The organism is Paraplanobispora siamensis (assembly GCF_016863175.1).
GTDB lineage: Bacteria > Actinomycetota > Actinomycetes > Streptosporangiales > Streptosporangiaceae > Planobispora > Planobispora siamensis.
In genome coordinates this window covers 77,258-101,841 of sequence record NZ_BOOJ01000064.1, presented here as the reverse complement: position 1 = coordinate 101,841, position 24,584 = coordinate 77,258, and the positions used below count along the sequence as shown (strand labels likewise).

The window sequence follows — 24,584 nt, the reverse complement described above, 5'->3', positions numbered from 1 at the left end:
CCGAGAGCCCCGCATGACCGAGTCCGGATGCCGTCCCGCAGTCGCCGTAAAGCCCTGCCGCGCCGCGGGTGTCCATCGCTGCGGTGACGTCCGGTGCGCGTACGGTCTGCCCGCACGGCAGATGTCACGGGGAAGCGGCCGCCCGGGGCGTGGCCGGGGCGGGAGGTCAGGCCAGCAGGCCGGAGATCGCCTTGTCCAGGCGTGCCGCGCGTCCGGCCGGGGTCCTGGCCTTCAGCAGCGGCAGAATGATCCGGTAGCGGCCGGTCCTGCCCAGCGCCTCGAAGCGGGCGGCGGCCTGCGGGCAGTGCGCCAGCGCCCGGGCCAGGTCCGGCGGGACGGTGGCCTCGCGCTGGGCGCTGTAGGCCGCCGCCCAGCGGCCGTCCGCCCGGGCGGCGGCGATCTGCGCCAGGCCGGGCGGGCGCATGCGCCCGGCGGCGGTCAGTGCCTCGGCGCGCTCGACGTTCACCCGTGACCAGGCGCTGCCCCGGCGGCGGCGCGAGTAGCGCTGCAGGAAACGGTGCTCGTCCAGGGCACGGCGGTGGCTGTCGATCCAGCCGTAGCACAGCGCCACCTCCAGCGCCTGCTCGATCGTAATCGCCGCGACGGGCGAGTCCTTCTTCGCGATCACCAGCCAGGCGCCGCCCTCGTCCCGGTGGTGTGCGGCCAGCCACGACTCCCACTGGGCGGCGTCGGTGAAGTGCATCATCGGTCATGACCTTCCGGGTCTCGATCGGGAACCTGTGACCATCCTCGCCCTTTAAGTACTCATCAAATGAGCACTTTCAAGGACCGTTTCGGCCTCACGCGTGGCTCCGGCGTCGGTCAGGCGGTCAGGGTGGTCAAAGTGATCAGGGTGGTCACGTACAGCAGCGGCAGCTCCCAGGTCACGCGTCCAGTGCGCGGGACCGGTCGATCAGTTCCGTCATCGCCCGCTGGAAGCCGCGACGCCGTTGCTCGCTCCAGCCCTCCGTCAGCCGGTCGAAGACCTGCTCCTGCCAGGCCCTGGCTTGATCCAGCATGGTGTGGCCGGTTGGGGTGAGTGCCGCCCGGCGCTGACGGCCGTCGGCATCCGACGACCGCATGGTCAGGTACCCGGCCTCCGCCGCGCTCTTGACCAGTCGCGACGCACCGCTCTGGTCGATGCCGATTTCGCGCGCCACGGCATTGACCGTCGCCGCGGCTCCTCGCTCGGTCAGCGCATCGACGGCCTCGGTGACGAGCACGAGCCGGCCCCGTTCGGCCACCTTGTCGTCGCCGGCCGGAGGCCTGCGTGACCAGTACCGGACGAACGCGAACAAGGCCTGTCCAGGCCCCGGGGTGCTCACTCGGTGGCCGCCATCTCACGGCAGATGTAGGCCAGTTCCAGCGCCTGCTTCAGATCCGGCAGCCGGAGGGCTGCCGTCACCTTCCCATCGGCCACCCGGAACACCGTCGCCACCCGGGTCGGGGCCTCGCTCCCGGGCCAGGCGGCGTCCTCCTCCACGACCATGAGGCGCTCGCCGACCGGATGCCACGACCGCGGCTGCAACGTGATCCCGGAGCGCTCCACCCACTGCGCGAACTGCCCGGGCGTGATCGGTCCGACGCCCTTCGGGCCCAGGACGATGATCGAATCGCCGACCGCCCTCGCCGAACGCTCCAGGTCGCCGTCATTCACGCTCGCGTGCCACTCGTTGATGGCTGCTTCCAGTGCCGACTCCATATCGGAAATATATGCGAAACGCATACATGTCTGGAAGCCGGAAACTCCGGCGCCCTGTCGGCGGCGGATGCGGTACGTCAATATCGGTAGGTATGGTGCCGCGACTCTCTCCCTGGCAGCGCCCTGACGGGTGGACCTCCGACGCCTACTTCGGCGCCGTCGAAGAGGCCCTGAACGCCGTCGGCATCGGCGTGTGCCGGGCGGAACGCGATGAGGACTGGGACTACTCCGTCGTCGACCTCGCACCGGAGCAGGCACACCGGTCGGGCTGCCTCGAAGTGTGTGTCCTCTGGCGTACCAGGGCACCGGATCAGCTCACGAGCGCCGAGGAATCCGGCGACGGCTGGTACTGGATGCTCTTCAGGGCGCGAAACCCGCTCGATGACCGCGTCGAAGATCTTCCCCTGTCCCATCTGGCCGAGCCGGAACAGGTCGCACAGGCCGTCGCGGTGCTCCTGAGGCCGCGGGCAGCCGACGGGCAGGCGGAGCCGCACGCTTGACCTCACGTCGACTTCAAGTCCGATGCTGGGTGACATGTCCAACGCGAGAGAACTGATCCCCCTGCTCGACGCCGTCGACGCGCTCCCCGCCGCACAGGCGTTGCGCTCGCGCTCCTATGAGCTGCTGCGCCTTTCGCCCGGGGCGTCCGTGGTCGATGTGGGATGCGGGGCCGGCCTGGCCGTCCGCGAGCTGGCCGGACAGGGAGTGCGGGCCATCGGCGTGGACCTCGACGACGAGATGATCGCCGTGGCGAAGGAACGCTACCCCTCATCGGACTTCCGCCCCGGCACCGCCTACGAGCTGCCGCTGAACACCGGCGAGGTCACCGGTTACCGCGCCGACAAGGTGCTTCACGAACTGGCCGATGCCGGACAGGCCCTGCGCGAAGCGGCCCGGGTGCTCGCTCCGGGCGGGCGGATCGTCCTGATCGGCCAGGACTGGGACACGTTCGTCATCGACTCCGACCGGCCCGAGCTGACCCGGGCCATCGTCCACGCCCGCGCCGATCTGATCACCAGCCCGCGGGCCGCCCGCCGCTATCGCAATCTCCTGCTGGAGTGCGGGTTCGAGAGCGTCGAGGTCGAGGTCCGCACCGCGGTCTTCACCGACGGCATGATCCTCCCCCTGCTGACCGGCGCCGCTCACGCGGCACTCGACTGCGGCGCGATCACGCAGGAGCAGCACGACTCATGGACCGCCGAGCAGAAGGCCCGCGCCGGGCGCGACCGGCTCTTCCTCGCCCTGCCCATGTTCGTCGTCTCAGCCACCGGCGGCTGAAAGAGCCTGCGAAAGCAGAGGGCAAGGAGCTCGCACTCCTTGCCGCTTCTAACGTATAGCGCGCAGGGGGGCTTGCGGCAAGACCCGGGTCCTGCCGCAGAATCGGCGGCCGGACACCGCACCGGCGAGGAGACGGGGGTACGACGTGGGTGTGCTGGAGCTTCAAGAGGTTCTGGATCTTCGAGAGGTCGACGGGACGCAGGTCGCGGTCGTGGGGGGCAAGGGCGCGAATCTGGGCGGGCTGTCGCGGATCGAAGGCGTCCGCGTACCGGCCGGGTTCTGCGTGACGACGGACGCCTTCCGGCGCGTCGTGGCGGATGCGCCGGCGATGACCGACCTGCTCGATCGGCTGTCACGCCTGGAGGCGGAGGACCGGGAGGCGATCCGCACGCTCAGTGCGGAGATCCGCCGGACCGTCGAGGAGACCGCCGTCCCGGACGATCTGGCCGCGGCGATCACCCGCGCGCTCGCCCGGCTCGGCGAGCACGCCGCCTGCGCCGTACGATCCAGCGCGACGGCGGAGGACATGCCGACGGCCTCCTTCGCCGGCCAGCAGGACACCTACCTGAACGTCGTGGGCCCGGCGGCGATCCTGCGGCACGTCAGCCGGTGCTGGGCCTCGCTGTTCACCGAGCGGGCCGTGACCTACCGCCGGCGCAACGGCTTCGACCACCGCAAGGTCCACATGGCCGTGGTCGTGCAGCAGATGGTCCTCCCGGACGCGGCCGGCATCCTGTTCACGGCCGACCCCGTCACGGGCAACCGGAAGGTCGCCACCGTGGACGCCGGCTTCGGCCTCGGTGAAGCCCTGGTCTCCGGCCTGGTCAACCCGGATGTGTTCAAGGTGCGCGACGGCGAGATCATCGCCAAGGCGGTCGCCGACAAACAGCGCGCCATCCGCCCGTTGCCGGCCGGCGGGACGCAGGAAGTGGCGATCGACCCGCGGCGACAGCGGCAGCCGGCGCTGACGGACGCCCAGGTCGTACGGCTCGTGCAGCTCGGGCGGCGGATCGAAGCGCACTTCGGCCACCCGCAGGACATCGAATGGTGCCTGGTCGGCGACGACTTCCAAATCGTGCAGAGCCGGCCGATCACCACGCTGTTCCCCGTCCCCGCGGCCGCCGACCGGGACAACCACGTCTACCTGTCCGTCGGCCATCAGCAGATGATGACCGACCCGATGAAGCCGCTGGGGCTGTCCATGTGGCAGCTGACGGCCATGGCGCCGATGCACGAGGCCGGCGGGCGGCTGTTCGTCGACGCCACCCGGCACCTGGCCTCGCCCGCGAGCCGCTCCGGGTTCCTGGAGATGACGGGCAGGTCCGATCCGCTGATCAGGGACGCGCTGCAGACCGTCCTCGACCGCGGCGACTTCGTCCCCACGCTGCCGGACAGCGGTCCCGGCGGGCCGCCGATCGGCAGCCCGCCCGCGCCGATCGAGACCGATCCGGCCGTCGTCACCGAGCTGATCGAGCGCAGCCGGGCCTCCATCGCCGCTCTGCGGCGCGACATCCGGGCGAAGAGCGGACCGGCGCTGTTCGACTTCCTGCTGGAGGCCTTCCAGGAGCACAAGCGGGTCCTCGGCGATCCGCTGAGCATGCAGGCGATCATGGCGGGGATGGAGGCCACCTGGTGGCTCAACGACCGGCTGCAGGAATGGCTGGGCGAGAAGAACGCGGCCGACACCCTCACGCTGTCGGCCCCCGGCAACATCACCTCGGAGATGGGCCTGGCGCTGCTCGACGTCGCCGACGTGATCCGCCCCCATCCGCAGGTGGTGGCATTCCTGCAGGGCGTCCAGGATGACGGCTTCCTGGAGGAGCTGCCGAAGTTCGAGGGCGGGAGCCAGGCGCGCCACGCCATCGAGGCCTACCTCGAGCGGTACGGCATGCGCTGCGTCGGCGAGATCGACATCACCAGGCCGCGCTGGCGCGAGCGCCCCGCCACGCTCGTGCCCGTGATCCTCGACAACGTCAGGAACTTCGAGCCGGGCGCCGCCAAGCGGCGCTTCGAGCAGGGACGGCAGCAGGCGCGCGAGAAGGCGCAGGAGGTGCTCGAACGCCTGCGGGCCCTGCCGGACGGGGAGCGCAAGGCCGGCGAAACCGAGCGGATGATCGAGCGGGTCCGGACCTTCATCGGCTACCGGGAGTACCCGAAGTACGGCATCGTCAGCCGCTACTTCGTCTACAAGCAGGCCCTGCTGGAGGAGGCCGGGCGGCTGGTGCGGGCCGGCGTGCTCGCCCGGGAGGAGGACGCCTTCTATCTCACATTCCACGAGCTCCACGAGGTCGTGCGCACCCACCGGGTGGACGGGCGGCTCATCCGGCGGCGCAAGGAGGAGCACCGGTACCACCAGGCGCTCACGCCGCCCCGGGTGCTCACCTCGGACGGCGAGGCCGTCACCGGGGCGTACCGGCGCGACGACGTGCCGGCCGGCGCGCTGGCCGGCCTACCGGTCTCCGCCGGGACCGTCGAAGGGCGCGCCCGCGTCATCGTGGACATGGCCCGGGCCGATCTCGAACCGGGTGACATCCTCGTCACGACCCACACCGACCCGAGCTGGACGCCCCTTTTCGTCGCCGTCGCGGGCCTGGTGACGGAGGTCGGAGGGCTGATGACGCACGGCGCGGTGATCGCACGGGAGTACGGCCTGCCGGCTGTCGTCAGCGTGGTGGACGCCACCCGGCTGATCGCCGACGGGCAGCGGATCCGCGTGCACGGAAGCGACGGGTACGTCGAGATCCTGTCCTGACCGGCCGCTCACCGGCAAGGCCCGGGGGTCTGCGCCGAGATGGTCCGCGCCGGGGTGGGGCCGTCGTCGTGGCGGCCTGCCGCCGCTGCCCGGGCGGTGCTCGAAGTGCCACCACTCGTTGTCGTAGATGCGGTAGAGGTCGTAGCGGGCGCCGTGCTCCTCCAGCCAGCGCGCGCCCTCGTGGGGGCGCACGTCCAGCGCGATGCCCCTGACGTGGCCGGATTCGGCCGGTGGCAGCACGAGCATGCGCGCCGAGGCCGGGGAGCCGGAGCGGCGCACCTCCTCGTCGAACATCCGCTGCTGGACGGCGGGATCGCGATATCCGGAGGTGAGGCCGATGAGCTGGCCGTACCGCCACAGCGCCTCGGTGCGCGCCGCGGTGAACGCCGCCATGGCGCCGTCGGTGAGCCCGGTGAGGTCCTCGGCGGGAAATCGCATCCCCAGAGCCCAGCGGCAGGCCAGTTCGCGGGCGCGGCCGGGATGGCGGGCGAACGCCGCGGGCAACAGCAGTACGGCGAGCACCAGCGTGAGCGCGGCGTACAGCCGGTCCCGGGGCCGGGGTGGAAGAGTGCGTGGTTCGCTCATGCCGAACTACGATTGGCGCCGAATATGCGTGCGTCGTCCGCCGCATGTCACCGTTTGTCGACGGCGCCCGGCGCCCGTGCGACCGTGACACAACCATGACATGGCGCGGACGGGGCGGGGACACGGCCGGCCGACAGTGGACGGGATGGTCCGGCGGGCGAGTTACGGGGGCGTGCTGTGATACTCGGCGGCGTGTCGCGAGTGTTGTTGATCGAGGACGACCCGGCGGTGCGGGAGGGCCTGGAGCTGGCCCTGAGCCGGCACGGGCACGGGGTGCGCGCGGTGGAGTCCGGCGAGCAGGGGCTGGAACGGCTGCGTACCGACCTCCCCGACGTCGTCGTGCTCGATCTGATGCTGCCCGGCATGGACGGCTTCGAGGTCTGCCGCCGCATCCGCGCCGCCGGACAGGTGCCGATCATCATGCTGACCGCGCGCGGCGACGACATCGACGTGGTCGCCGGGCTGGAGGCGGGCGCCGACGACTACGTGGTCAAGCCGGTGCAGCCCAGGGTGCTGGAGGCGCGCATCCGCGCGGTGCTGCGGCGGATCGGCCGGGACCAGGCGGAGCTGGAGCGGCACGGGGACCTGACCGTCGACCGGGCCGGGCTGGTGGTCGCCAAACGCGGCGTACCGGTGGGCCTGGCCCCGACCGAGCTGCGCCTGCTGCTGGAGCTGTCCGGCACGCCGGGCCGGGTGCACAGCCGCCAGCAGCTGCTGGAGTCGGTGTGGGAGCACGACTACTTCGGCGACTCGCGTCTGGTGGACGCGTGCGTGCAGCGGTTGCGCGCGAAGATCGAGGACGACTCGGCGGCGCCCGTCTACGTGCAGACGGTGCGTGGGTTCGGGTACCGGTTCGGGCCGGTGTGAGCCGCCGATGGCATCTTGGCCGAGCCTGGGGCTGCGTGCCCGGCTGTTGTCCGCCTTCGCCCTGCTGTGCGTGGTCACCGCGGCGGCGGTGGCCGGCGGGCTGTACGTCCAGGCTCGCAACGAGATCCTGCAGCGGGCCCAGGACGCCGCGGTGCGGACGATGACCGGCCGCCTGCAGGCGCTCTACCCGTTGCGGAGCGCGGCGCCGGGCCCGCAGGAGCTCGACCTGATCGCCGGCGCGGTGAGCGACCAGCACGGCTCCGCGATCGCCGTCTACCGGGGGGCGCACTCGCAGGTCCAGTCGCCGCCGGGGCATCGGCCCGGCCCGCCGCCGCTGCCGGGGAGCGGGGAGCCTGAGCAGGACGGGACGGTCCTGGAACCCGGCATGATCCCGGAGGGGCTGCGGGAGGCGGTGGCCGGCGGCGACGTGGCGTGGCAGCGCGTGGTGCGGGACGGCACGCCGTTGCTGATCATCGGTACGCCGTTGCTGATCGTCGAGCAGGACCGCACCGCGCGGCTCTCCGGCATCGAGGTCTACCTCGCGCGCGACCTGAGTCCCGAACAGCGCAGCATCGACGGGCTCGCCGCACGCGCCTGGTTCACCGGCGGGGCGGCCCTGGCGTTCGCGGTCGTCCTGGCGTCGCTGGCCACCCGTGGCGTGCTGCGCCCGGTGCGTGAGCTCGGCCGGGCGGCCCGGCTGCTGGGCGAGGGCGAACTGCAGACCAGGATCGCGGTCCGCGGCTCCGACGAGCTGGCCGAGGTGGCGCGCACGTTCAACGACACCGCCGCGGAGCTGGAACGGCACGTCGAGCAGCTGCGCGGGATGGAGGCCGACGCCCGCCGGTTCGTGGCCGATGTCTCCCACGAGCTGCGCACCCCGCTGGCCGCGCTCGCCGCGGTCGCCGACGTCCTGGACGAGGAGGCGGCCCGGCTGCCCGAGCCCGCCGGCCGGGCCGCCCGGCTGGTCAGCCAGGAGACGCTCAGCCTCACCGCTCTGGTGAACGACCTCATCGAGATCAGCAGGTTCGACTCCGGCGTCGCGGCCCTGGCGCTGAACGAGGTCGACGTGGCCGAGCTGGTGCGCGCGAGCCTGCGGACCCGGGGCTGGTCGGAGCAGGTGACCACCGAGCTTCCGGACGGGGTGACGGCACGGCTGGACCCGCGCCGGGTGGACGTCGTCCTCGCCAACCTGGTCGGCAACGCCCTGCGGCACGGCGAGCCGCCGGTGTCGGTACGGCTTGGCGCCGACCCGCACCGGATCGCCGTGGAGGTCCGCGACCACGGGCCGGGGCTGGACGAAGCGGTGCTGCCGCACGTGTTCGACCGCTTCTACAAGGCCAGCGCGGCCAGGGCCAGGTCCGAGGGCAGCGGCCTGGGCCTGGCCATCGCGCGGGAGAACGCGCGCCTGCACCGGGGCGACCTCACCGTCGCCAACGCCCCGGACGGCGGCGCCGTGTTCACCCTGCGCCTGCCGCGCCGGGCACACGACCTGGACGGAGGCCCCGAGTGAGGACCGGACCGGCCCGCCGCGCGCTCGCCGCGGGCCTCGTGTCGCTCATCGCCATGACCGGCTGCGGCGTGCAGCCCAGCGACGTCATCCTCGCCGGGGAGCCGCCGAGCGGAGCGGCCGCACCGGCCACGGCGATCACCGTCTATCTGGTGAAGAACGGCCGGCTCCACCCGGTGACGCGGCCCGGCGGCCGGCTGCTGTTCCCGGCCCACTCCCTCGCGCTGCTGGCGGCCGGGCCCACCGCGAGGGAACAGTCGCACGGATTCACCAGCGACGTCCCGCCCGAAGCCGGCCCGTTCTCGGTGACGATCGAGCCGGCCGGCCGCCTGGTGGTGACCCCCTCCGCCGCGGCCGGTGAGCTGTCCGCCCTGGCCGTCGGGCAGATCGTGTGCACGGCCGTCGCCACGGTGCCGCGAAGCCCCGCCCGGGTCACCGTCGCCGGCGCCGGGCAGGAGGTCGACCCCCGCGACTGCCCGGGGTGACGGTCGGCAAGGCGTGTCACCCGCCTGCGCGGTGGCGGCTCGGGGACACTCCGCGGACCCGTTTGAAGGCCACGCTCAGCGCGAACGCGTTGGCGTAGCCGACGTGCCGGGCGACCGAGTCGATCGTGGTCTCGGAGGAGCGCAGGAGATCGGCGGCCAGCGTCATCCGCCAGCCGGTGAGGTAGGCCATGGGCGGCTCCCCCACGAGGGTGGCGAACCTGCGGGCGAACGCCGCACGTGAGGCGCCCACCTTCTCGGCCAGTGAGGCCACCGTCCACTGACGGGCCGGGTTCTCGTGGATCAGCCGCAGCGCCGGGCCGATCAGCGGATCGCTCTGCGCCCGGTACCAGCCGGGCGCCCGGGCCTCGGGGCGGGCGAACCAGGCGCGCAGGGTCGCGATCAGTGCCAGGTCCAGGAGCCGGTCGAGGACGACCTGCTGGCCGGGTCCGTCGCCGTTGACCTCCTGGGCCAGCAGTTCCATGATCGGGGCCTGGGCGCCCGGCCGCGGCACGAGCACGATCTCCGGCAGGGCGTTCAGGAGCCGCTCGCTCACATCCCCGCTGACCTGGTAGGTCCCGCTGGCCACGATCGCCGCCCCCTCGGGGGCGTCTCCGGTCGTGCGCGGCCTGAGCCGCAGGTCCTCGGTGATGTCGGCGCCGTCCACGGTGGTCAGGCGGTTGCCCGGATGAACGATGATCTTCGGCGTGGTAGCCGGGTCGTCGCTGATGGTGTACGGGTTCGGCCCTTTGATGACGGCCACGTCCCCGGTGCGCATCAGCACCGGCTCACCCTCGTCGGGCACGATCCAGGCGGCGCCGTGCAGCGTGGTGGCCAGGGCGAGCGCGGCCCTGTCGGCGATCCGCAGCGACCAGGGCGGTTCGAGGATCACCCGGCAGAACGCCGCGCTGCGGGCACGGACGCCATCGAGGAGGGCAGCGAGCGGGTCCATCGGCTCAGTGTAGACGGGCAGAAATGGAACCAAGCGTTCGGAATATGGATCGTCTCTGCGCGGGTGGGTTCACTGGATCGTGACGCACAACGACGATCTACCGGAGGTACCCGATGTACGCGATCACCGGAGTGACGGGCCACGTCGGCGGCGCGGCCGCCAGGCGGCTGCTGGACAGGGGGGCGCCGGTGCGGGCCGTGGTCCGCGACGCGGCCAGGGGCGGAGCCTGGGCCGGGGCCGGCGCGCAGGCCGTCGTCGCCGACTTCGGCGACAGGGCGGCCCTGGCTGAGGCGTTCCGCGGCTGCCGTGCGGCGTTCGTCCTGCTGCCGACCGATCCGGCGGCGGCCGAGGCCGACGCCTACCATCGCCGGCTGGCCGACTCCATCGCCGGGGCGGTCCTGGACAGCGGTGTCCCGCACGTGGTGATGCTGTCCTCGATCGGGGCCGAGCTGGCCGAGGGCACCGGGCCCATCCGCTGGCTCCATCATCTGGAGGGCCGGCTGCGCCGCACGGGTGTGCTGTTGACCGCGATCCGCTCCTGCCACTTCCAGGAGAAGGTGGAAACGGTGCTCGGCGCCGCCGCCGGAGCCGGTCTCTACCACGTCTTCGGCGACTCGCCCGACGTGCCGATTCCGATGGTCGCCACGCGCGACGTCGGCGGAGTGGTCGCCGAAGCCCTGCTGGCCACTCCCCCGGCCGGCGAGGTCATCGATCTGGACGGCCCTCGATACACCGAGCGGCAGGTGGCCGAGGAACTGGCCGCCGTCCTCGGCAGGCCGCTTCGGGTGGTCACCATCGCACAGCCGCAGTGGGTCGCCGCCATGGTGGAGGCCGGCCTTCCGCCCCAGCTCGCCGAGGAGCTCGCCGGCCTGTACGACGCCGAGCAGCGCGATCTCCTGCATCCCGTGGGCGACAGGCTCCTGACCTGCACGACCGGGCTGGGCGAGACACTGCGGCATCTGGCGAAGACCGCCCTGTGACACCCGGCGTCCGACGCTTGAGAAGGCACCCGTTGGAGGAGGCAGCGTGTCGACGATGGTGATGACCGGCGGCACTTCCGGGTTCGGCGCGGTCGCCGCCGAACGGCTGACACTGCCGCCGGGCGCCCGGCTGATCCTGGGCGGGCGCCGGCCGGCGTCCGTCGGCGAGTCGGTCCCGCTCGACCTGACGGAGCTGGACTCGGTGCGCGCCTTCGCGGCGTCGGTCCGCCAGCGACTGGACGGCACTCTCCTCGACGCACTGGTGCTCAACGCCGGGGTGATCCTCGCCGATGCCACCGGCCGGACCGCCGACGGTTTCGAGACGACGTTCGCCGTCAACCATCTGGCGCACTACCTGCTGCTGCGCCTGATGTTGCCGGTCCTGGCAGAGGGAGCGATCGTCGTACTGACCACGAGCGGCGCGCACGACCCCGCCACCCGCGCCGGGCTGGCGCCGCCGCGCCACGCCGACGCGGAACTGCTGGCGCACCCCGACCTCGATCCCGGCCGGGACCGGCGGCCGCGCAAGGCGGGCGAGCACGCCTACACCGCGTCCAAACTGTGCACCGTACTGACCGCACGATCGTTGTCCGGGCACCGCGACGGCCGGGCCCGGCCGCTCACCGTGATCGCCTACGATCCGGGGCAGGTGTTCGGGACAGGATTGGCCAAGCATCTGCCGCTCCCCATGCGGACGGGCTGGTCGTTGCTGGGCGCACCGGTGCTGGGACGGCCGCTGGGCAGGTTCAACCCCCATCTCAACGGCCGCGCCGCCGCGGGGAACGCGCTGGCCGACCTGGCTCTCGGTCTCGCCGCGCCCCCGGACCTGCGCACCTACGCCGCCCTGCGCCGGGCACGGCTCACCTGGCCGGACCCGTCGCGATCGGCACGCAGCGACGAACTGGCGAAGGCGCTGTGGAACGACAGCGCCAGGCTCGTGGGCCTGCCGGAGTGAGCGGCCCGGGCCGCGCGAGGTGAGTGCGGATCCGCCGGGGTAAGGGTGCCTGCGGCTCGTATGGATCACCGATGCCCGAGGAAGGTTGCGAGGTGCGGACATGACGGAGGACACCACACTGCGGCCCTTTCGCATCGCGGTACCGCAGGCGGATCTGGACGACCTGCGTACGCGGCTGGCCCGTACCCGCTGGCCCGAGGACGGGCCGGTCGGCGACTGGTCGCACGGCGTCCCGGTCGGTTATCTGCGGCGACTGGCCGAATACTGGCGGACCGGCTACGACTGGCGTGTCCATGAGGCGGCGTTGAACCGGTTCCCGCAGGTGACGACCGTGATCGACGGGGAGCGCCTGCACGCCGTGCATGCGCGCTCCCCCGAACCCGAGGCGTTGCCGCTCATCATGAGCCACGGCTGGCCGGGTTCGATCGTGGAGTTCATGAAGGTCATCGGGCCGCTCACCGATCCGCGTTCGCACGGGGGTGACCCGGCCGACGCCTTCCACGTGGTGGCGCCCTCCCTGCCGGGGTTCGCGTTCTCGGGCCCGACCCGCAGCACCGGCTGGAGCCTGCGCAGGATCGCGCGCGCCTGGCAGGAGTGGATGCGCCGGCTGGGCTATGGGCGCTACGGCGCCCAGGGCGGCGACACCGGTTCGCTGATCTCCCCCGTGCTCGGCCGCGTCGCGCCCGGTGAGGTCGTCGGGGTGCACGTCAACGGCGCGCTGGGCTACCCCCGGGGCGGCCCGGACGCCTACCCCGGTCTGAACGAGGCCGAACAGGCGCGGATGCGGCTCTACACCGACACCGGTGACCGTTCCGGCTACGCGGCGATCCAGTCCACCCGGCCGCAGACCCTGGCCTACGGGTTGCACGACTCCCCGGCCGGCCAGCTCGCGTGGATCGTGGAGAAGTTCAAGGAGTGGACCGACCCGGCCAGGGAGCTGCCGCACGATGCCGTCGACCGCGACCAGCTGCTCACCAATGTGAGCCTCTACTGGCTGACCGGCACGGCGGGATCTTCGGCGCGCCTGTACAAGGACGGCGCCATGGACTGGTCGCAGCCGCTGGGCCGTTCGCAGGTCCCGACCGGTGTGGCGGTCTTCCCCGGGGACGCGGGGATCCGCCGGGTCGCCGAGCAGGACGACAACGTCGTGCACTGGTCGGAGTTCGACCGCGGCGGGCACTTCGCCGCCATGGAGGCGCCGGATCTCCTGGTCGCCGACATCCGGACGTTCTTCCGGCCGCTGCGCTGACGTCCCGGCCCGGGCGGGGTGGCGCGCCCGGGCTGCCCATGCCACACTCCGTGTTATAGAACTCTTTCAAGAGTTATAGAACGATTGGAGTGTGACATGCGAGACGTGCCGGCATGGCGCGAGCCGGCCCCGCCGGACGCGACGATGGGCGATCCCGGGGCGAGAGGCCGGTTCGGCGAGTACGGCGGGCAGTACGCGCCCGAGTCCCTGGTGCAGGCCTGCCGCGAGGTGGCGGAGGCCTTCCGGCGGGCCTGGGCGGATCCGGGGTTCCGCGGCGAGCTGGCGCGGCTGCTCGCCCTGCACGCCGGGCGGCCGACCCCGCTCACCCCGGCCCGCCGGCTGTCGCAGGCGCTGGGCGTGCGGCTGTACCTCAAGCGCGAGGATCTCACCCACACCGGATCCCACAAGATCAACAACGTGCTGGGCCAGGCTCTGCTGGCCACCCGGATGGGACGGCGCAGGCTGATCGCCGAGACGGGAGCGGGCCAGCACGGGGTGGCCACCGCGACCGCCGCCGCGCTGCTCGGCCTGGAGGCCACGGTGTTCATGGGTGAGCGCGACATCGGGCGGCAGGCGCTGAACGTCTTCCGGATGCGCATGCTGGGCGCCGAGGTGGTCCCGGTGACCACGGGCAGCCGTACCCTCAAGGACGCCACCAGCGAGGCCATGCGGCACTGGGTGGGCGCGACCGGTGACTCCCACTACTGCATCGGCTCGGTCGTCGGGCCGGATCCGTACCCGTGGATGGTCAGGGAGCTGCAGCGCGTCATCGGCGAGGAGGCCCGCGGGCAGTGCGCCGCCGAGCTGCGCACCGGCGTCCCGGACTACGTGGTCGCCTGCGTCGGCGGCGGTTCCAACGCGGCCGGCACGTTCGCCGGATTCGCCGGCACCCCGGCGCGCCTGGTCGGCGTCGAGGCGCAGGGCGGCGCCGGGGCGGCCCGCGGCCGGCTCGGCGTCCTGCACGGCTGCCGCTCGCTGTTCCTGCAGGACGACGACGGGCAGATCATCGAGGCGCACTCCATCGCCGCCGGACTCGACTACCCGGGCGTCGGCCCGGAGCACGCCCACCTGCGCGACCTGGGCCGGGCCCGCTACGTCACGGTGACCGACGAGGAGGCGGTCGGCGCGGCGGTACGGCTGGCGCGCACCGAGGGCATCGTCCCGGCGCTCGAGTCGGCGCACGCCCTGGCCTGGGTGATCCGGGCGGCGGGCGACGGCGACCTGCCCGCGGGATCGACGGTGATGATGACGCTGTCCGGCCGGGGCGACAAGGACGTCTCAACCTACAAGGAGCTGCTGTGACGAACCCCGCCCTGGCCGCCGGCACGGTCGAACGCCACCTGCGTGCCCGCCGCGACAGCGGCCGCGGCCTGCTCATGCCGTACCTCACCGGGGGGATCACGCCCGGCTGGACGCACTACCTGCGGGCGTTCGCCGCCGCCGGGGCCGACGCGATCGAGGTCGGCCTGCCCTTCTCCGACCCCACCCTGGACGGCGTCACCATCCAGCAGGCCAGTCACATGGCGCTGGCCCGGGGGGCGAGCACCCGCGGCATCCTCGCCGAGCTGTCCGGCATGCCGGACCTGGGCGTGCCGCTGGTGGTCAGCACCTACTACAACCTGGTGCTGCACGACGGCCCCGGGGCGTTCTGCGCCGCGCTGCGCCGGGCCGGCGTCGCCGGCCTGATCGTGCCCGACCTGCCGGTGCACGAGGCCGGCGAGCTGACGGACGCGGCCGCCGACGCCGGGATCGAGCCGGCCCTGCTGGCCTCGCCCTCGACGCCGCAGCCGCGGCTGGCCGAGATCTCCCGCCGCAGCCGCGGATTCGTCTACGCGGTGTCGCTGATGGGCACCACCGGTGAGCGGGCCGCCCTCGCCGCGTCGGCGGCCGAGCTCGCCGGGCGGATCAGGCGCGTCACCGACCGGCCGGTCTTGTTAGGATTTGGCATTTCCACCCCGGAGCAGGCACGCGAGGCCCGCCGGCACGCCGACGGCGTGGTGGTCGGCGCCGCAATCATGCGTCGGGTGCTCGACGGGGCGGAGCCGGACGACCTGCGGGACTTCCTCGCGACCCTGAGGCAGGCCCTCGACGCAAGCCCTCGACCAGGAGTGTGACCGAGCACGATGAGTCCCGACGCCGGGCACGAGGCGAGATACCGCGCCATCGCCGCCGACCTCGCCGCGAAGATCCGCTCGGGACACTACGCCCCCGGTGAGGCCCTGCCGCCGCAACGGGAGCTGAGCGCCTCCTACGGGGTGACCCTCATGACGCTGCGCCAGGCGTTGCGGGAGCTCAGCGACGAGAGGCTGATCGTGCAGCGGCCCGGCAAGGGCACCTTCGTCGCCCCGCCCCACCTGGCCTACCAGCTCGACTCGCTCCGCAGCCTGGTCGACGACCTGCGTAAACAGGGCCACGACGTGCGCACCGCGGTGGCCGGGCGGGCGGTGCGCCGGGTGCCCGCCCGGATCGCCGCGGAGCTGAGGCTGCCTCCGGGCGAGACCGCCCTGCGGCTGGAGCGGGTCCGCGAGTTCGCCGGACGCCCCGCCGTGCACCAGGTGTCCTGGGTACGGCGGCCGGTGGCCGATGAGATCCGCGAGCGCGACTTCACCGCCGTCTCCCTGTACGCCGCCCTGGCCGACGCGGGGGTGACGGTCGCCCGGGCGGCCGAGGTGGTCCGGCCCGGTCTGCTCGACCCCGCCGCCGCCCGCCACCTCCACGAGCCGCCGGGCAGCCCGGTGCTCGTCAGCACCCGGATCACCTACACCCTCGACGCCACGCCCGTGGTGGCCGACCAGGCCACCATCCTGGGCAGCATGATGGAGATCCGCACCGAACGCGCCGCCACCGGTCTGTCCCTCACCTGGGGCGCCACCAGCTGAGAGCACGCAGACGGGGGCCCACGGACGCGCCGTCCCGCCCGCCGCTACGTCCTGTAGCGGTAGAGGATCCGGCCGCGGTTGAGATCGTAGGCGCTGAGCTCCACGAGCACCCGGTCGTACGGCAGGATCTTGATGTAGTTCTTGCGTATCTTCCCGCTGATGTGCGCCAGCACCTTGTGCCCGTTCTCGAGCTCCACCCTGAAGGTGGCGTTGCGCAGGCACTCGATGACGGTGCCCTCGACTTCGATGCCTTCTGTCGTTCTGACCATGTTCTCGTCCTTGTCCGATCGGTGCTCATGGGGCCGGCCTCAGCGCAGCACCAGTTCCAGGTTTCCGCCGGCGCGCCGGGCGCCGACCCCCTCGAACAGCGCCACGGCCGCCCTGTTGGATTCGTTCACATCGGCCGATGCCGTCTCGATCCCGCAGCGGTGCAGCGAGCCCAGCACATGGGCCAGCAGCGCCCGGGCGACGCCACGGCGTCGCAGGCCGGACCGGACCGCGATCAGCCCGATCCGCCTGCACCGCGGCTGCCGGAGCACCGTCGCCACCCGGAGCAGACCGACGTACTCGTCGCCCTGCGCCGCCACCGCGTACTGCGACGGGTCCACCGCGCCGGCGCCGTCCGGGCGGGGCAGCACCTCGGCGGGCATCTCCTGCCATCCGACGGTGGCCTCGACCTCCTCGCGGATCAGGCGGTCCAGCGTGAGCAGGGGCCCCCGCCGCGCCCGGCCCACGGCCACGATCGTCACGCCCGCCGGCGGCGGCGCCGAGCCGAGTCCGGTGACCCGCGGATCGGTGGGCACGAGGTACTCCCCCTCGCGGCGCCGGATCGTGAAGCCGGCCCGTTCCCACTGCGAGATCAGGTCGAGGTCGGCCTCGTCGGCGATCGTGTACAGCGGCTTGGGCAGGTCCGCCAGCATGGTGTCGGCGAGCCGGTCGAAGGCCGCGCCGTGCCAGGCGTCGATGCTGAGGAACATCCGCCCGTCGGGCCTGCGCGAGGTGTGGCCGCGGCCGATCGTCAGGTCATCCTCCACCGCGTGCCATTGCGTCTCCGCGACCCGGTTGACGACTACGGCATGCTTGCCCATATCCGAGATGAAACGCGCTGAATTCATTGGTTGCCGCCTTTCGGGATCGCCCTGTCGAGGCACTCCCGGCGACACCTGCGTCAGTCGCCCGACCGTGACTGCGAGAGGGAGCACCCACATCGAACAGCGTTCACGGGTCTCACCTCCTTGGGTCTGTCACGGCTCGCGGCACACTACCGGCGCGGACGTCGTCCCGTCCAGCCGTTTTCCGCAGACCCGGCCCGATCCCGTCCCCGGGCCTCAGCCGGCGGGGAAGTGGCGGTTCGCCCAGACGGACAGCTCGGTGCGGGCCGCGGCCGGCTGCTCGGGGGTCACGGGCGCGCCGGTCGTGGTGTTGACGACCAGGGCGAGGTGCACCGCATGCGGGGATCCGGCGGCCGCGGTGAGCTGCAGCCGGTACGCCGAGGAGGAGCCGGACTCGTGGACGGCCCTGACGGGGCCGGAGGCGGGCACGCCGCTGACCGTGCCGAGGTCGCTGACGACGGTGGTGCCCGCCGGGGCGAACGAACGCGGCAGGTGCAGCTCCGTGGGCGCGGCACCGGCCGACCCCGGCAGGGGCTTCGCCGTGGTCGCCTCCGAGGTCAGGGACCTGGCCCAGGACCGCCAAGGCCACCGAAGACATCACCGCGCGCATCACCGCCATCCAGGCCGACGTGGCCACGGCCGTCGCGGCGATCTCCACCACCGCCCGGGTGATCGGCGAGGTCAACGACCACCAGGGCAGCATCGCCAGCGCGGTGGAGGAGCAGGGCAGCGCCACCGACAGCATGGCGGGCAACAGCTCCGAGGCCGCCGGCGGCGCGACCACCATCGCCCAGAGCATGCGGGAGATCGCCGCCACCGCGCAGGCCACGGTGGGCGGCATCGATGAGGTGCGGCGGGCCTCGGAGGAACCGGCGCAGAACTCCGCGCACCTCAACACGCTGGTGGGACGGTTCCGCCTCTGAGGTCCCGCATCACACGGTTCCGCATCACACGGTCCCGTATCCCGGGGTCCCGCATCACGCGGTTCCGTATCCCGAGGGGCGGGCGGCCGCCCTGCCGGCGGAACGGCCCTCCCGGGGCCGGGAGCGCACCGTACGCGCTCCCGGCCCCGACGCGCCGGTCACCGTCCGAGGGGCCCGTTCAGGGCAGTAGCGCCAGCTTGCCCGCGGTGGCCCGCGCTTCCAGGTCAGCGAGCGCTTTCGGCCCTTCGGCCAGCTCATAGGTGGCAGGCCGACCGGGACCGAGCACTCCGGCCGCCATGAGCCCGGACAGCTCGCCCATCACCTCACCGAAGATCTGCGGCGCGGATCGGATCAGGGTGCCGATGTTCAGGCCGACGAGGTGGACCTGGTGCTCGTAGACCAGGTCCCGGTTGGTGATCGCGGCCTCGCCGCCCGCCAGGCCGTACACGACGACCCGGCCGGTGACCCGCCTGGCCGCGGCCAGGCTGGCCCGGAGGGTGGCACCGCCGGCCGACTCCAGTACCAGGTCGGCGCCCGCGCCTCCGGTCAGGGCCAGGACCTCGGCGGCGAGGCCGGCGTCGCGTGAGTCGATGACGTGGTCGGCGCCCAGCGCCCGTACCACCTCGTGCTTACCCGGCGAGGCCGTGGCGATCACCGTCGCGCCGTAGTGCTTGGCCATCTTCACCGCGGCCTGACCGGTCCCGCCGGCCGCGGCGTGGATCAGCACGCTCTGCCCGGCGGTGAGGCCGCCCAGCGGCTTGAGCGCCGCCAGCGCGGTCGGCCAGTTCACGACCAGGCCCAGCGCCTGCTCATCGGCCCAGCCCGCCGGCACCGGCACCGCGCCGGCCGCGGGCAGCGCCATGTACCCGGCGAAGGCGCCGCCTCCGATGCCGACGCCGACGACGTGGGCACCGGTCCGCGGGCCGGTCGCTCCTTCGCCGACGGCGACGACTTCACCGGCGCCCTCGATGCCCGCCAGATAGGGCGGCTGCGGGCCGTCCGGGAAGGCGCCCCGGGCCTGTGAGATGTCGGCGAAGTTGACGCCGGCGGCGGTGACCCGGATGAGGATCTCGCCCGGGCCCGGACTCGGTACCGGCACGTCGGTGATCAGGTGCAGGTCCTGCGGGCCGTTCAGGGACCTCTGCTGCAGGGCGCGCATGGTGGAGGGGATGCTCATGACAACCCGCCTTCTATTGTTTATCGAACGACAAATAAAACGTGTCATGGCGTTCCAGCGCAGGTCAAGGTAAAATTGATCGAACGACAAAGAATTCCGGAAGGGCTCTGGATGGCTACTCGCGGCAGGCCGCGCACCTTCGACCCGGACACCGCCCTGCGCACGGCGCTGGACCTGTTCTGGGAACGCGGCTACGAGGGCACCTCGCTCAACGACCTGGCCCGGGCCATGGGAATCGCCTCGGCCAGCATCTACGCCTGCTTCGGCAGCAAGGAGGACCTCTTCCGCAAGGTCATGGCGCTGTACGGCGCGACCTCGGGCGAGCCGCCCAGGCGCGCGCTGCGCGAGCAGCCGACCGCGCGCGCCGCGATCCACGCCATGCTGCGCGCCACCGCCGACGAGATCACCCGCCCCGGCACACCGCACTACTGCATGCTCATCCTGGCCGCGCCCACCGGAGCCGTGGAGAACCACACGGTCCGGGAGTTCCTGGCCGACCTGCGGCGCGGCATGTTCAGCGCCATCAGGGACCGGCTCGCCCGCGGCGTCACCGACGGCGACCTCACCGCGCCGCCCGCCGGTCTCGACGCCGTCGCCCGCTACTACACCACCGTGGTGCAGGGCCTGTCGGTGCAGGCCCGCGACGGCGCCGGCCGCGCCGAGCTGGAGGAGGTCATCACCTGCGCGATGGCCGCCTGGGACGCCCTCACCGAGGGCGCTGCCTGAGAGTCGCGCGCGGCGGGGACGCGACGGCTCCGCCATGCCGCGGCGGCATGGCGGAGCCGGGTCGAAACCGCTCTGCGCTCAGCCGGACGTCCGGGACGCTCCGGCGCCGGCCGCACAGCGGGTCACGGGCGGGAGAAGGCGGCCGGCAGCGGGGCGCTCCAGGGGAGCCCGTCGGTCGGCCACAGCTCACGCTGCTGCTTCTTCTTGGCGGTCAGGGTCTCGACTCTTCCGCCCACCGGGCAGCGGAAGCCGTGCGGGGGCAGGGTCAGTGAGATCAGGTAGTTGTCGATCGGCACCGTGCTGCACTCGTCCTTGCCGTAGATGCGGTGGCCCCAGCCCTCATAGGTGATCAGGCGCGCCTTGGGGCCGAGCTGGCGGGCCACGTTGGCCGACCACGAGTACGGCGTGGAGGGGTCGTGCAGGGAGTTGCCCAGCAGGATCGGGGCGCTGCCGGTGTAGCGCAGCCGGTGCTGCGGGTTGGTGGTGGGGTGACCGAGGCAGACGGGCAGGTCCTCGATCGGCATCGGGTTGTAGCGCATGTCCGGGGCGCGGCGGTTGCTGCTGCGCAGCAGGTAGGCGTACTCCTTGTAGTTGCGCACCCGCAGCCGGTAGTCCTGGCACAGGATCGCGGTGGGCAGGTGGGCGACCTCGCCCGAGACGGGCTGGCGGCCGGGCAGCGGGGGCACCCACTCCGGCGGCGCACCGCCGTCCAGGGCGCGCAGCATCTCGCTCAGCAGCTGCCAGGCGGGCCCTTCGTTGCCCAGCACGCCCTGCCACAGCACCTGGATCTCGGTCATCGGGCGGTCGGTGACGCCCGGGTAGTACAGCTTGCCGCTGTGGGCCTTGGCCAGGATCCGCTCCCACACCGCCCGCACGTCCTTGCCGTGCAGGGCGCAGGCGGGCTCCTGGTCGCACCAGCCGACGAACTGGTCGAAGGCGTCCTCGACGGCGGCGGCCTCGCTGTCGAGGAAGGCCTTGACGCCGAGGCTGTGGTCCATGTTGCTGTCCAGGGCCATGGCCCGGATGCGGTTCGGGAACAACTCGGCGTACATCTGACCGATCAGCGTGCCGTACGAGATGCCGTAGAAGGTGAGTTTCTCCTCGCCCAGCGCGGCGCGCAGGGCGTCCAGGTCGCGTGCGACGTTGACGGAGTCGACGTGGTCGTACAGCGGGCCGGTACGGGCCCGGCAGTCCGCGCGCAGCCTCTTGGCGTAGGCGCTCCACTCGGCGAAGTCGGCCTGGCTCTTCATGACGGCGTGCGGCATCTGGTTGTACACCGACGCCGAACAGATCACCGGGTGGCTGCGGCCCACGCCCCGGGGGTCGAAGCCGACGATGTCGAAGTGCTTCTGCAGTTCCGGGGTGAAGAAACCGGGAGCGCCGTAGGCGGCCTCCACGCCCGATCCGCCGGGACCGCCCGGGTTGATGACCAGGGATCCGACGCGGGCCGCGGGGTCGGTGGCCTTGCGGCGGGCGACGGCCAGATCGACGGTCGGCCCGTTCGGACGGGACCAGTCGATCGGCACCGCCAGCTTGCCGCACTCGGCGGAGGGCTCCTCCTCACAGGGCGCCCAGGTGATGCGGCCCTTGCCGGGGGGCGGGGCCGGTGAGGTCGTCGGGGTCGGCGACGCCGTGGGGGTCGCCGAGGGCTTCGGGGTGGCCGACGGCGCAGGGGTCGCCGCGGCTGCGTCCGCGGGGCCCGCAGCGACGGCGGGTGATACGGGTAACAGCGTCGCCATCACCGCGAAGGCGGCGGCGAGCAGGGGGAATCTTGCCGGCACAGTGCTCCAATCGCCGATCGGCCGACGGGCCCGCGCGTGGGGCGCTCAGTCGACCTGGGTCATCGTCTGTCGGCGGCCACAACGACTCTCGGAGTCGGCGGCAGCGAACGCGGCCCCCGTGTTGACCGCGACGAATCGACGGCAGAACGATACAACGTCATGATCCGGAAGATCCCGACTATTGCCATAATCTGATCCCCGAAGCGGTGCGACGGCCGTAACCGCCGGAAAAGGGCAGGACCGGTCCCGGCCGTCCGTGTCAGCATGCTCAGTCATGGCGGAACCGGCCGTGGCGGAATACGAGGCGAGCGAGGAGACCCCGGCCGCCGTCGCCGGCCGGTCTCGCACTCCTCGGCCTTCCCCTCGTTGCCGCCGATTGTGTTCTTCATCAGCTGGGGCGGTAGCTGGCCGGGTTGTATGTGTAAATACCCAACACCTTTACATTGTAGATTCACATCACTCCGCGGCACCGGTGTTCCCGGAAGGCGGATCGAGTGTGAGGCGGACCAGCGGGGGCCTGCGGCCCAGGCGCCTGGAGAACCTGGCGTAGTCGGGAGCCGCATCCAGCACGCGTGGCCAGAAGGCGTCCGCCTCAGGGGCGGTCAGCTCCCGCGCACGCACGTGACGGGTCAGGCCGTCCACCTCGACACGTGCCCCGGATGCGGCCGTGAGGTTGAAGTACCAGCCGGGAGGCGAGGGAAGCCCGCTGTTCGCCGCCACGACGATCACGTCGTCGCCGTCCGGGAAGAACTGGAGCGGCACCGTGCGTTCCCGGCCCGTCCTGCGGCCCCGGGTGGTGAGGACCAGAGCCTGCCTGCGCCACAGATGGGCGGCCCGCCCGCGGGTCAGGCGCAGCAGCCACACTCCGAAGCCGACGGACCGGGTGTCCACCTCGTGCTCGATACGCATCCTGAGCCGCTCCCCCGAGGAAAGCGACCGGGCCTTGCCTGCTGTGACGGGTCTCGTCATGACCCCTCCTGGGGAGGATACGCCGGAGAGCTCAGGCCTCTCCCGGTGCGCGCACCACCGCCACGGGGCTGTGGGCGTGGTGCAGCACCCCGTGACTGACCGAACCCAGCACCGCGGAGCCGACCGCGCCGCGCCCTCTCGAGCCGATGACGGTCAGGTCGGCCTCCCGGGACGCCTCGCAGATGACCTGGACCGGGTGCCCGCCGACCACCTTGTGCTCCACCTCCACCCCGGGATGGCTCTCCCGCCACGGGGCCAGCTCCTCCTCGGCCGTCTTGTGCTCGGCGGCGGCGACGTCCTCCACCAGCGAGGTGTAGACCATGGCGCCCGGCCCGATCGGGGGGATCCGCCAGGTGTGGACCACCCGCAGGTGAGCCTTGCGGCGCACGGCCTCGGCGAAGGCGTACCGCAGCGCCACGGTGGCGTGCTCGGAGCCGTCGAAGCCGACCACGATCCGGCCGCGGGGGCGGGCCGGCACGTTCCTGACGACCACGACGGGTGCCGCCACATGACCGGCCAGAGCCAGGGAGACCGAGCCGAGCAGCAGACCGCTGAAGCCGCCGAGACCGCGGCTGCCGACCACGACCTGTTCGGCGTCCTCGGCCTCGCGCCGCAGCACCTCCCCCACCCGGCCGGGCTCCAGCAGGGTGCCGATCTCGATCCCCGGCGCGCGTTCGCGCGCCCGCTCCGCTGCCGTGTCGATGACGCCCCGGCAGTACTCCGTCACCGAGTCGCGGAACCCGGGCGGCGTCTGCAACGGGATGTCGTAGAACCACGGCTCGCACACATGCACGATCCGCAGCGCGCAGCCGCGCCGCCCGGCGTCGGCGGCGGCCCATTCGACCGCCGCCGTCGCGGGAGGCGAACCGTCCGTTCCCACCACCACATGCGCTGTCATGCTCTCCTCCTGTGTCTTCCCTCATCCGGCCGGGACCGCGTGGTTCCTGCGGTCAGCGCACGACCACGGTGTGGCCGACCTTCAGCCAGGGGCTCGACCAGATCCAGTCCATGGCGTCCAGGCTCACCCGGACGCACCCGTGCGAGGCGGGGTACGGCGGGACCGACCCGTAGCCGTGGACGGCGATGCCGCCGTTGAAGTATCTCGGCCGGTACAGCGAGCCCAGTGGTCCCCGATCCCAGCCGTTGACCTGGCGGTAGACCGTGTAGGCGCCGCGCGGGGTGACGGCGCGCTTGACCGTGCCGCCCACCGTGTAGGTCCGCCCGCTGCCGGTGGAGGTGTTGAAGACCCGCTCCACCCTGCCGTTCATGACCAGCAGCAGCAGCTGGCGCCCGAGGTCGATCTCCACCCTGCGCCCGGTCACGGTCGTGGCGGCCGGGCGGACACCGCGGTCCAGAGCCGTCCAGGTCCTGGAACCCACCACGCCGTCGCGACCCAGCCCGGCCGCCTTCTGCAGCGCGTAGACCGCCTGCGTGGTGAGTGGGCCGAACCTGCCGTCCACCCGGCCGATCCAGTAACCGAGACCGCTCAGCCGGCGCTGCAACGCGAGTACGTCGGTCCCGCTCGCGCCCTGCCGCAGGACCGGCCGCCGGTGGACGGTCGCGCCCTGTGACGGGAGCGCCGGCCCACGGGCGGTCACCGTCGCTGCGGGCGGCCCGGTCGGGGACCGGGGCGGGGCGGTCGTGACCGCCCCGCCGGTGGACGCGACCACGGCCAGCACGGCCACACAGTGACGGAACATCTCATCCC

The 24,584-nt window shown here is 72.6% G+C and carries 26 protein-coding genes and 1 pseudogene; 14 read left to right on the top strand and 13 right to left on the bottom strand.

The window, feature by feature from the left end; all coding sequences use genetic code 11:
• Window positions 1-166: 166 nt before the first annotated feature.
• The 3 genes from Psi01_RS34840 to Psi01_RS34830 all read right to left on the bottom strand — a co-directional run bounded on the left by Psi01_RS34840 (window position 167) and on the right by Psi01_RS34830 (window position 1,702).
• A complete protein-coding gene (locus Psi01_RS34840; protein ID WP_204068410.1) occupies window positions 167-706 on the bottom strand; it encodes a YdeI/OmpD-associated family protein in 540 nt (179 codons plus the stop codon).
• 178 nt (window positions 707-884) lie between these two features.
• Window positions 885-1,298 carry a MarR family winged helix-turn-helix transcriptional regulator gene (locus tag Psi01_RS34835; RefSeq protein WP_239128251.1) on the bottom strand — a complete coding sequence of 138 codons (414 nt, stop codon included), beginning with the start codon at window positions 1,296-1,298 and terminating at the stop codon, window positions 885-887.
• A 23-nt stretch (window positions 1,299-1,321) separates the two neighbouring features.
• Window positions 1,322-1,702: a hypothetical protein gene (locus Psi01_RS34830; protein WP_204068408.1), complete on the bottom strand. Its 381-nt coding sequence runs from the start codon at window positions 1,700-1,702 to the stop codon at window positions 1,322-1,324.
• Window positions 1,703-1,794: 92 nt separating this feature from the next.
• On the opposite strand from Psi01_RS34830, the gene Psi01_RS34825 reads away from it, so the two are divergent.
• The 3 genes from Psi01_RS34825 (at window position 1,795) to rph (ending at window position 5,732) form a co-directional block, all read left to right on the top strand.
• Window positions 1,795-2,202 carry a hypothetical protein gene (locus tag Psi01_RS34825; RefSeq protein ID WP_204068407.1) on the top strand — a complete coding sequence of 136 codons (408 nt, stop codon included), beginning with the start codon at window positions 1,795-1,797 and terminating at the stop codon, window positions 2,200-2,202.
• 34 nt (window positions 2,203-2,236) lie between these two features.
• Window positions 2,237-2,980 carry a methyltransferase domain-containing protein gene (locus tag Psi01_RS34820; protein ID WP_239128250.1) on the top strand — a complete coding sequence of 248 codons (744 nt, stop codon included), beginning with the start codon at window positions 2,237-2,239 and terminating at the stop codon, window positions 2,978-2,980.
• A 151-nt stretch (window positions 2,981-3,131) separates the two neighbouring features.
• Complete coding sequence (gene rph, locus Psi01_RS34815) at window positions 3,132-5,732, top strand: rifamycin-inactivating phosphotransferase (protein WP_204068405.1); 2,601 nt, start codon at window positions 3,132-3,134, stop codon at window positions 5,730-5,732.
• A 54-nt stretch (window positions 5,733-5,786) separates the two neighbouring features.
• On the opposite strand, the pseudogene vanY-N reads toward rph, so the two are convergent.
• Window positions 5,787-6,317: pseudogene (gene vanY-N / locus Psi01_RS34810) on the bottom strand (D,D-peptidase/D,D-carboxypeptidase VanY-N); the annotation flags it as partial.
• 192 nt (window positions 6,318-6,509) lie between these two features.
• Between vanY-N and Psi01_RS34805 the strand changes: the two are divergent.
• Genes Psi01_RS34805 through Psi01_RS34795 form a run of 3 tightly spaced genes read left to right on the top strand, consistent with a single transcriptional unit; the run spans window position 6,510 to window position 9,176 of the window.
• Complete coding sequence (locus Psi01_RS34805; RefSeq protein ID WP_204068404.1) at window positions 6,510-7,184, top strand: response regulator; 675 nt, start codon at window positions 6,510-6,512, stop codon at window positions 7,182-7,184.
• A gap of 7 nt (window positions 7,185-7,191) precedes the next feature.
• Window positions 7,192-8,694 carry an ATP-binding protein gene (locus Psi01_RS34800; protein ID WP_204068403.1) on the top strand — a complete coding sequence of 501 codons (1,503 nt, stop codon included), beginning with the start codon at window positions 7,192-7,194 and terminating at the stop codon, window positions 8,692-8,694.
• On the top strand, window positions 8,691-9,176 hold the full coding sequence (locus Psi01_RS34795) for a hypothetical protein (protein WP_204068402.1): 486 nt from the start codon (window positions 8,691-8,693) through the stop codon (window positions 9,174-9,176). The genes Psi01_RS34800 and Psi01_RS34795 overlap by 4 nt, the downstream gene beginning before the upstream one ends.
• 16 nt (window positions 9,177-9,192) lie before the next feature.
• Here Psi01_RS34795 and Psi01_RS34790 read toward each other — a convergent pair whose 3' ends face one another.
• The gene (locus Psi01_RS34790; protein ID WP_204068401.1) at window positions 9,193-10,125 is read right to left on the bottom strand and encodes an AraC family transcriptional regulator; all 933 of its coding nucleotides are present in this window, start codon (window positions 10,123-10,125) and stop codon (window positions 9,193-9,195) included.
• A 113-nt stretch (window positions 10,126-10,238) separates the two neighbouring features.
• On the opposite strand from Psi01_RS34790, the gene Psi01_RS34785 reads away from it, so the two are divergent.
• From Psi01_RS34785 to Psi01_RS34760, 6 genes are all read left to right on the top strand, one after another.
• Entirely contained in the window at window positions 10,239-11,105 is an 867-nt protein-coding gene (locus Psi01_RS34785) for an NmrA family NAD(P)-binding protein (RefSeq protein WP_204068400.1), read from the top strand.
• Between the two features lie 55 nt (window positions 11,106-11,160).
• Window positions 11,161-12,060 (top strand): SDR family NAD(P)-dependent oxidoreductase, encoded by a 900-nt coding sequence (locus Psi01_RS34780; protein WP_239128256.1) that lies wholly within the window; start codon window positions 11,161-11,163, stop codon window positions 12,058-12,060.
• Window positions 12,061-12,160: 100 nt separating this feature from the next.
• Window positions 12,161-13,309, top strand: coding sequence for an epoxide hydrolase family protein (locus tag Psi01_RS34775; protein ID WP_204068398.1), 1,149 nt, complete (start codon window positions 12,161-12,163; stop codon window positions 13,307-13,309).
• A gap of 96 nt (window positions 13,310-13,405) precedes the next feature.
• Window positions 13,406-14,611, top strand: coding sequence for a tryptophan synthase subunit beta (trpB, locus tag Psi01_RS34770; RefSeq protein WP_204068397.1), 1,206 nt, complete (start codon window positions 13,406-13,408; stop codon window positions 14,609-14,611).
• Window positions 14,608-15,423 (top strand): tryptophan synthase subunit alpha, encoded by an 816-nt coding sequence (trpA, locus tag Psi01_RS34765; protein ID WP_239128249.1) that lies wholly within the window; start codon window positions 14,608-14,610, stop codon window positions 15,421-15,423. The genes trpB and trpA overlap by 4 nt, the downstream gene beginning before the upstream one ends.
• 9 nt (window positions 15,424-15,432) lie before the next feature.
• Entirely contained in the window at window positions 15,433-16,188 is a 756-nt protein-coding gene (locus tag Psi01_RS34760) for a GntR family transcriptional regulator (RefSeq protein WP_204068396.1), read from the top strand.
• Window positions 16,189-16,232: 44 nt separating this feature from the next.
• On the opposite strand, the gene infA is transcribed toward Psi01_RS34760, so the two are convergent.
• The 3 genes from infA to Psi01_RS34745 form a co-directional block, all read right to left on the bottom strand.
• A complete protein-coding gene (gene infA / locus Psi01_RS34755; protein ID WP_204068395.1) occupies window positions 16,233-16,457 on the bottom strand; it encodes a translation initiation factor IF-1 in 225 nt (74 codons plus the stop codon).
• Between the two features lie 39 nt (window positions 16,458-16,496).
• On the bottom strand, window positions 16,497-17,276 hold the full coding sequence (locus tag Psi01_RS34750) for a GNAT family N-acetyltransferase (protein ID WP_239128248.1): 780 nt from the start codon (window positions 17,274-17,276) through the stop codon (window positions 16,497-16,499).
• Between the two features lie 240 nt (window positions 17,277-17,516).
• Window positions 17,517-17,729, bottom strand: a complete 213-nt coding sequence (locus Psi01_RS34745; RefSeq protein ID WP_204068393.1) for a hypothetical protein — start codon at window positions 17,727-17,729, stop codon at window positions 17,517-17,519.
• A gap of 200 nt (window positions 17,730-17,929) precedes the next feature.
• On the opposite strand from Psi01_RS34745, the gene Psi01_RS34740 reads away from it, so the two are divergent.
• Window positions 17,930-18,223, top strand: a complete 294-nt coding sequence (locus tag Psi01_RS34740; protein ID WP_204068392.1) for a methyl-accepting chemotaxis protein — start codon at window positions 17,930-17,932, stop codon at window positions 18,221-18,223.
• A 178-nt stretch (window positions 18,224-18,401) separates the two neighbouring features.
• Here the strand turns inward: Psi01_RS34740 and Psi01_RS34735 are convergent, their stop codons facing one another.
• Window positions 18,402-19,400 carry a zinc-binding dehydrogenase gene (locus Psi01_RS34735; protein WP_204068391.1) on the bottom strand — a complete coding sequence of 333 codons (999 nt, stop codon included), beginning with the start codon at window positions 19,398-19,400 and terminating at the stop codon, window positions 18,402-18,404.
• Window positions 19,401-19,511: 111 nt separating this feature from the next.
• Between Psi01_RS34735 and Psi01_RS34730 the strand changes: the two genes are divergently transcribed.
• Window positions 19,512-20,126, top strand: coding sequence for a TetR/AcrR family transcriptional regulator (locus tag Psi01_RS34730; RefSeq protein WP_204068390.1), 615 nt, complete (start codon window positions 19,512-19,514; stop codon window positions 20,124-20,126).
• 122 nt (window positions 20,127-20,248) lie between these two features.
• Here the strand turns inward: Psi01_RS34730 and Psi01_RS34725 are convergent, their stop codons facing one another.
• The 4 genes from Psi01_RS34725 to Psi01_RS34710 form a co-directional block, all read right to left on the bottom strand.
• Window positions 20,249-21,907, bottom strand: coding sequence for an alpha/beta fold hydrolase (locus tag Psi01_RS34725; RefSeq protein WP_204068389.1), 1,659 nt, complete (start codon window positions 21,905-21,907; stop codon window positions 20,249-20,251).
• Window positions 21,908-22,363: 456 nt separating this feature from the next.
• Complete coding sequence (locus Psi01_RS34720) at window positions 22,364-22,876, bottom strand: nitroreductase/quinone reductase family protein (RefSeq protein WP_204068388.1); 513 nt, start codon at window positions 22,874-22,876, stop codon at window positions 22,364-22,366.
• A gap of 31 nt (window positions 22,877-22,907) precedes the next feature.
• Window positions 22,908-23,774 (bottom strand): universal stress protein, encoded by an 867-nt coding sequence (locus Psi01_RS34715; RefSeq protein WP_204068387.1) that lies wholly within the window; start codon window positions 23,772-23,774, stop codon window positions 22,908-22,910.
• Between the two features lie 52 nt (window positions 23,775-23,826).
• Complete coding sequence (locus tag Psi01_RS34710) at window positions 23,827-24,576, bottom strand: L,D-transpeptidase family protein (RefSeq protein WP_204068386.1); 750 nt, start codon at window positions 24,574-24,576, stop codon at window positions 23,827-23,829.
• Window positions 24,577-24,584: the final 8 nt, after the last annotated feature.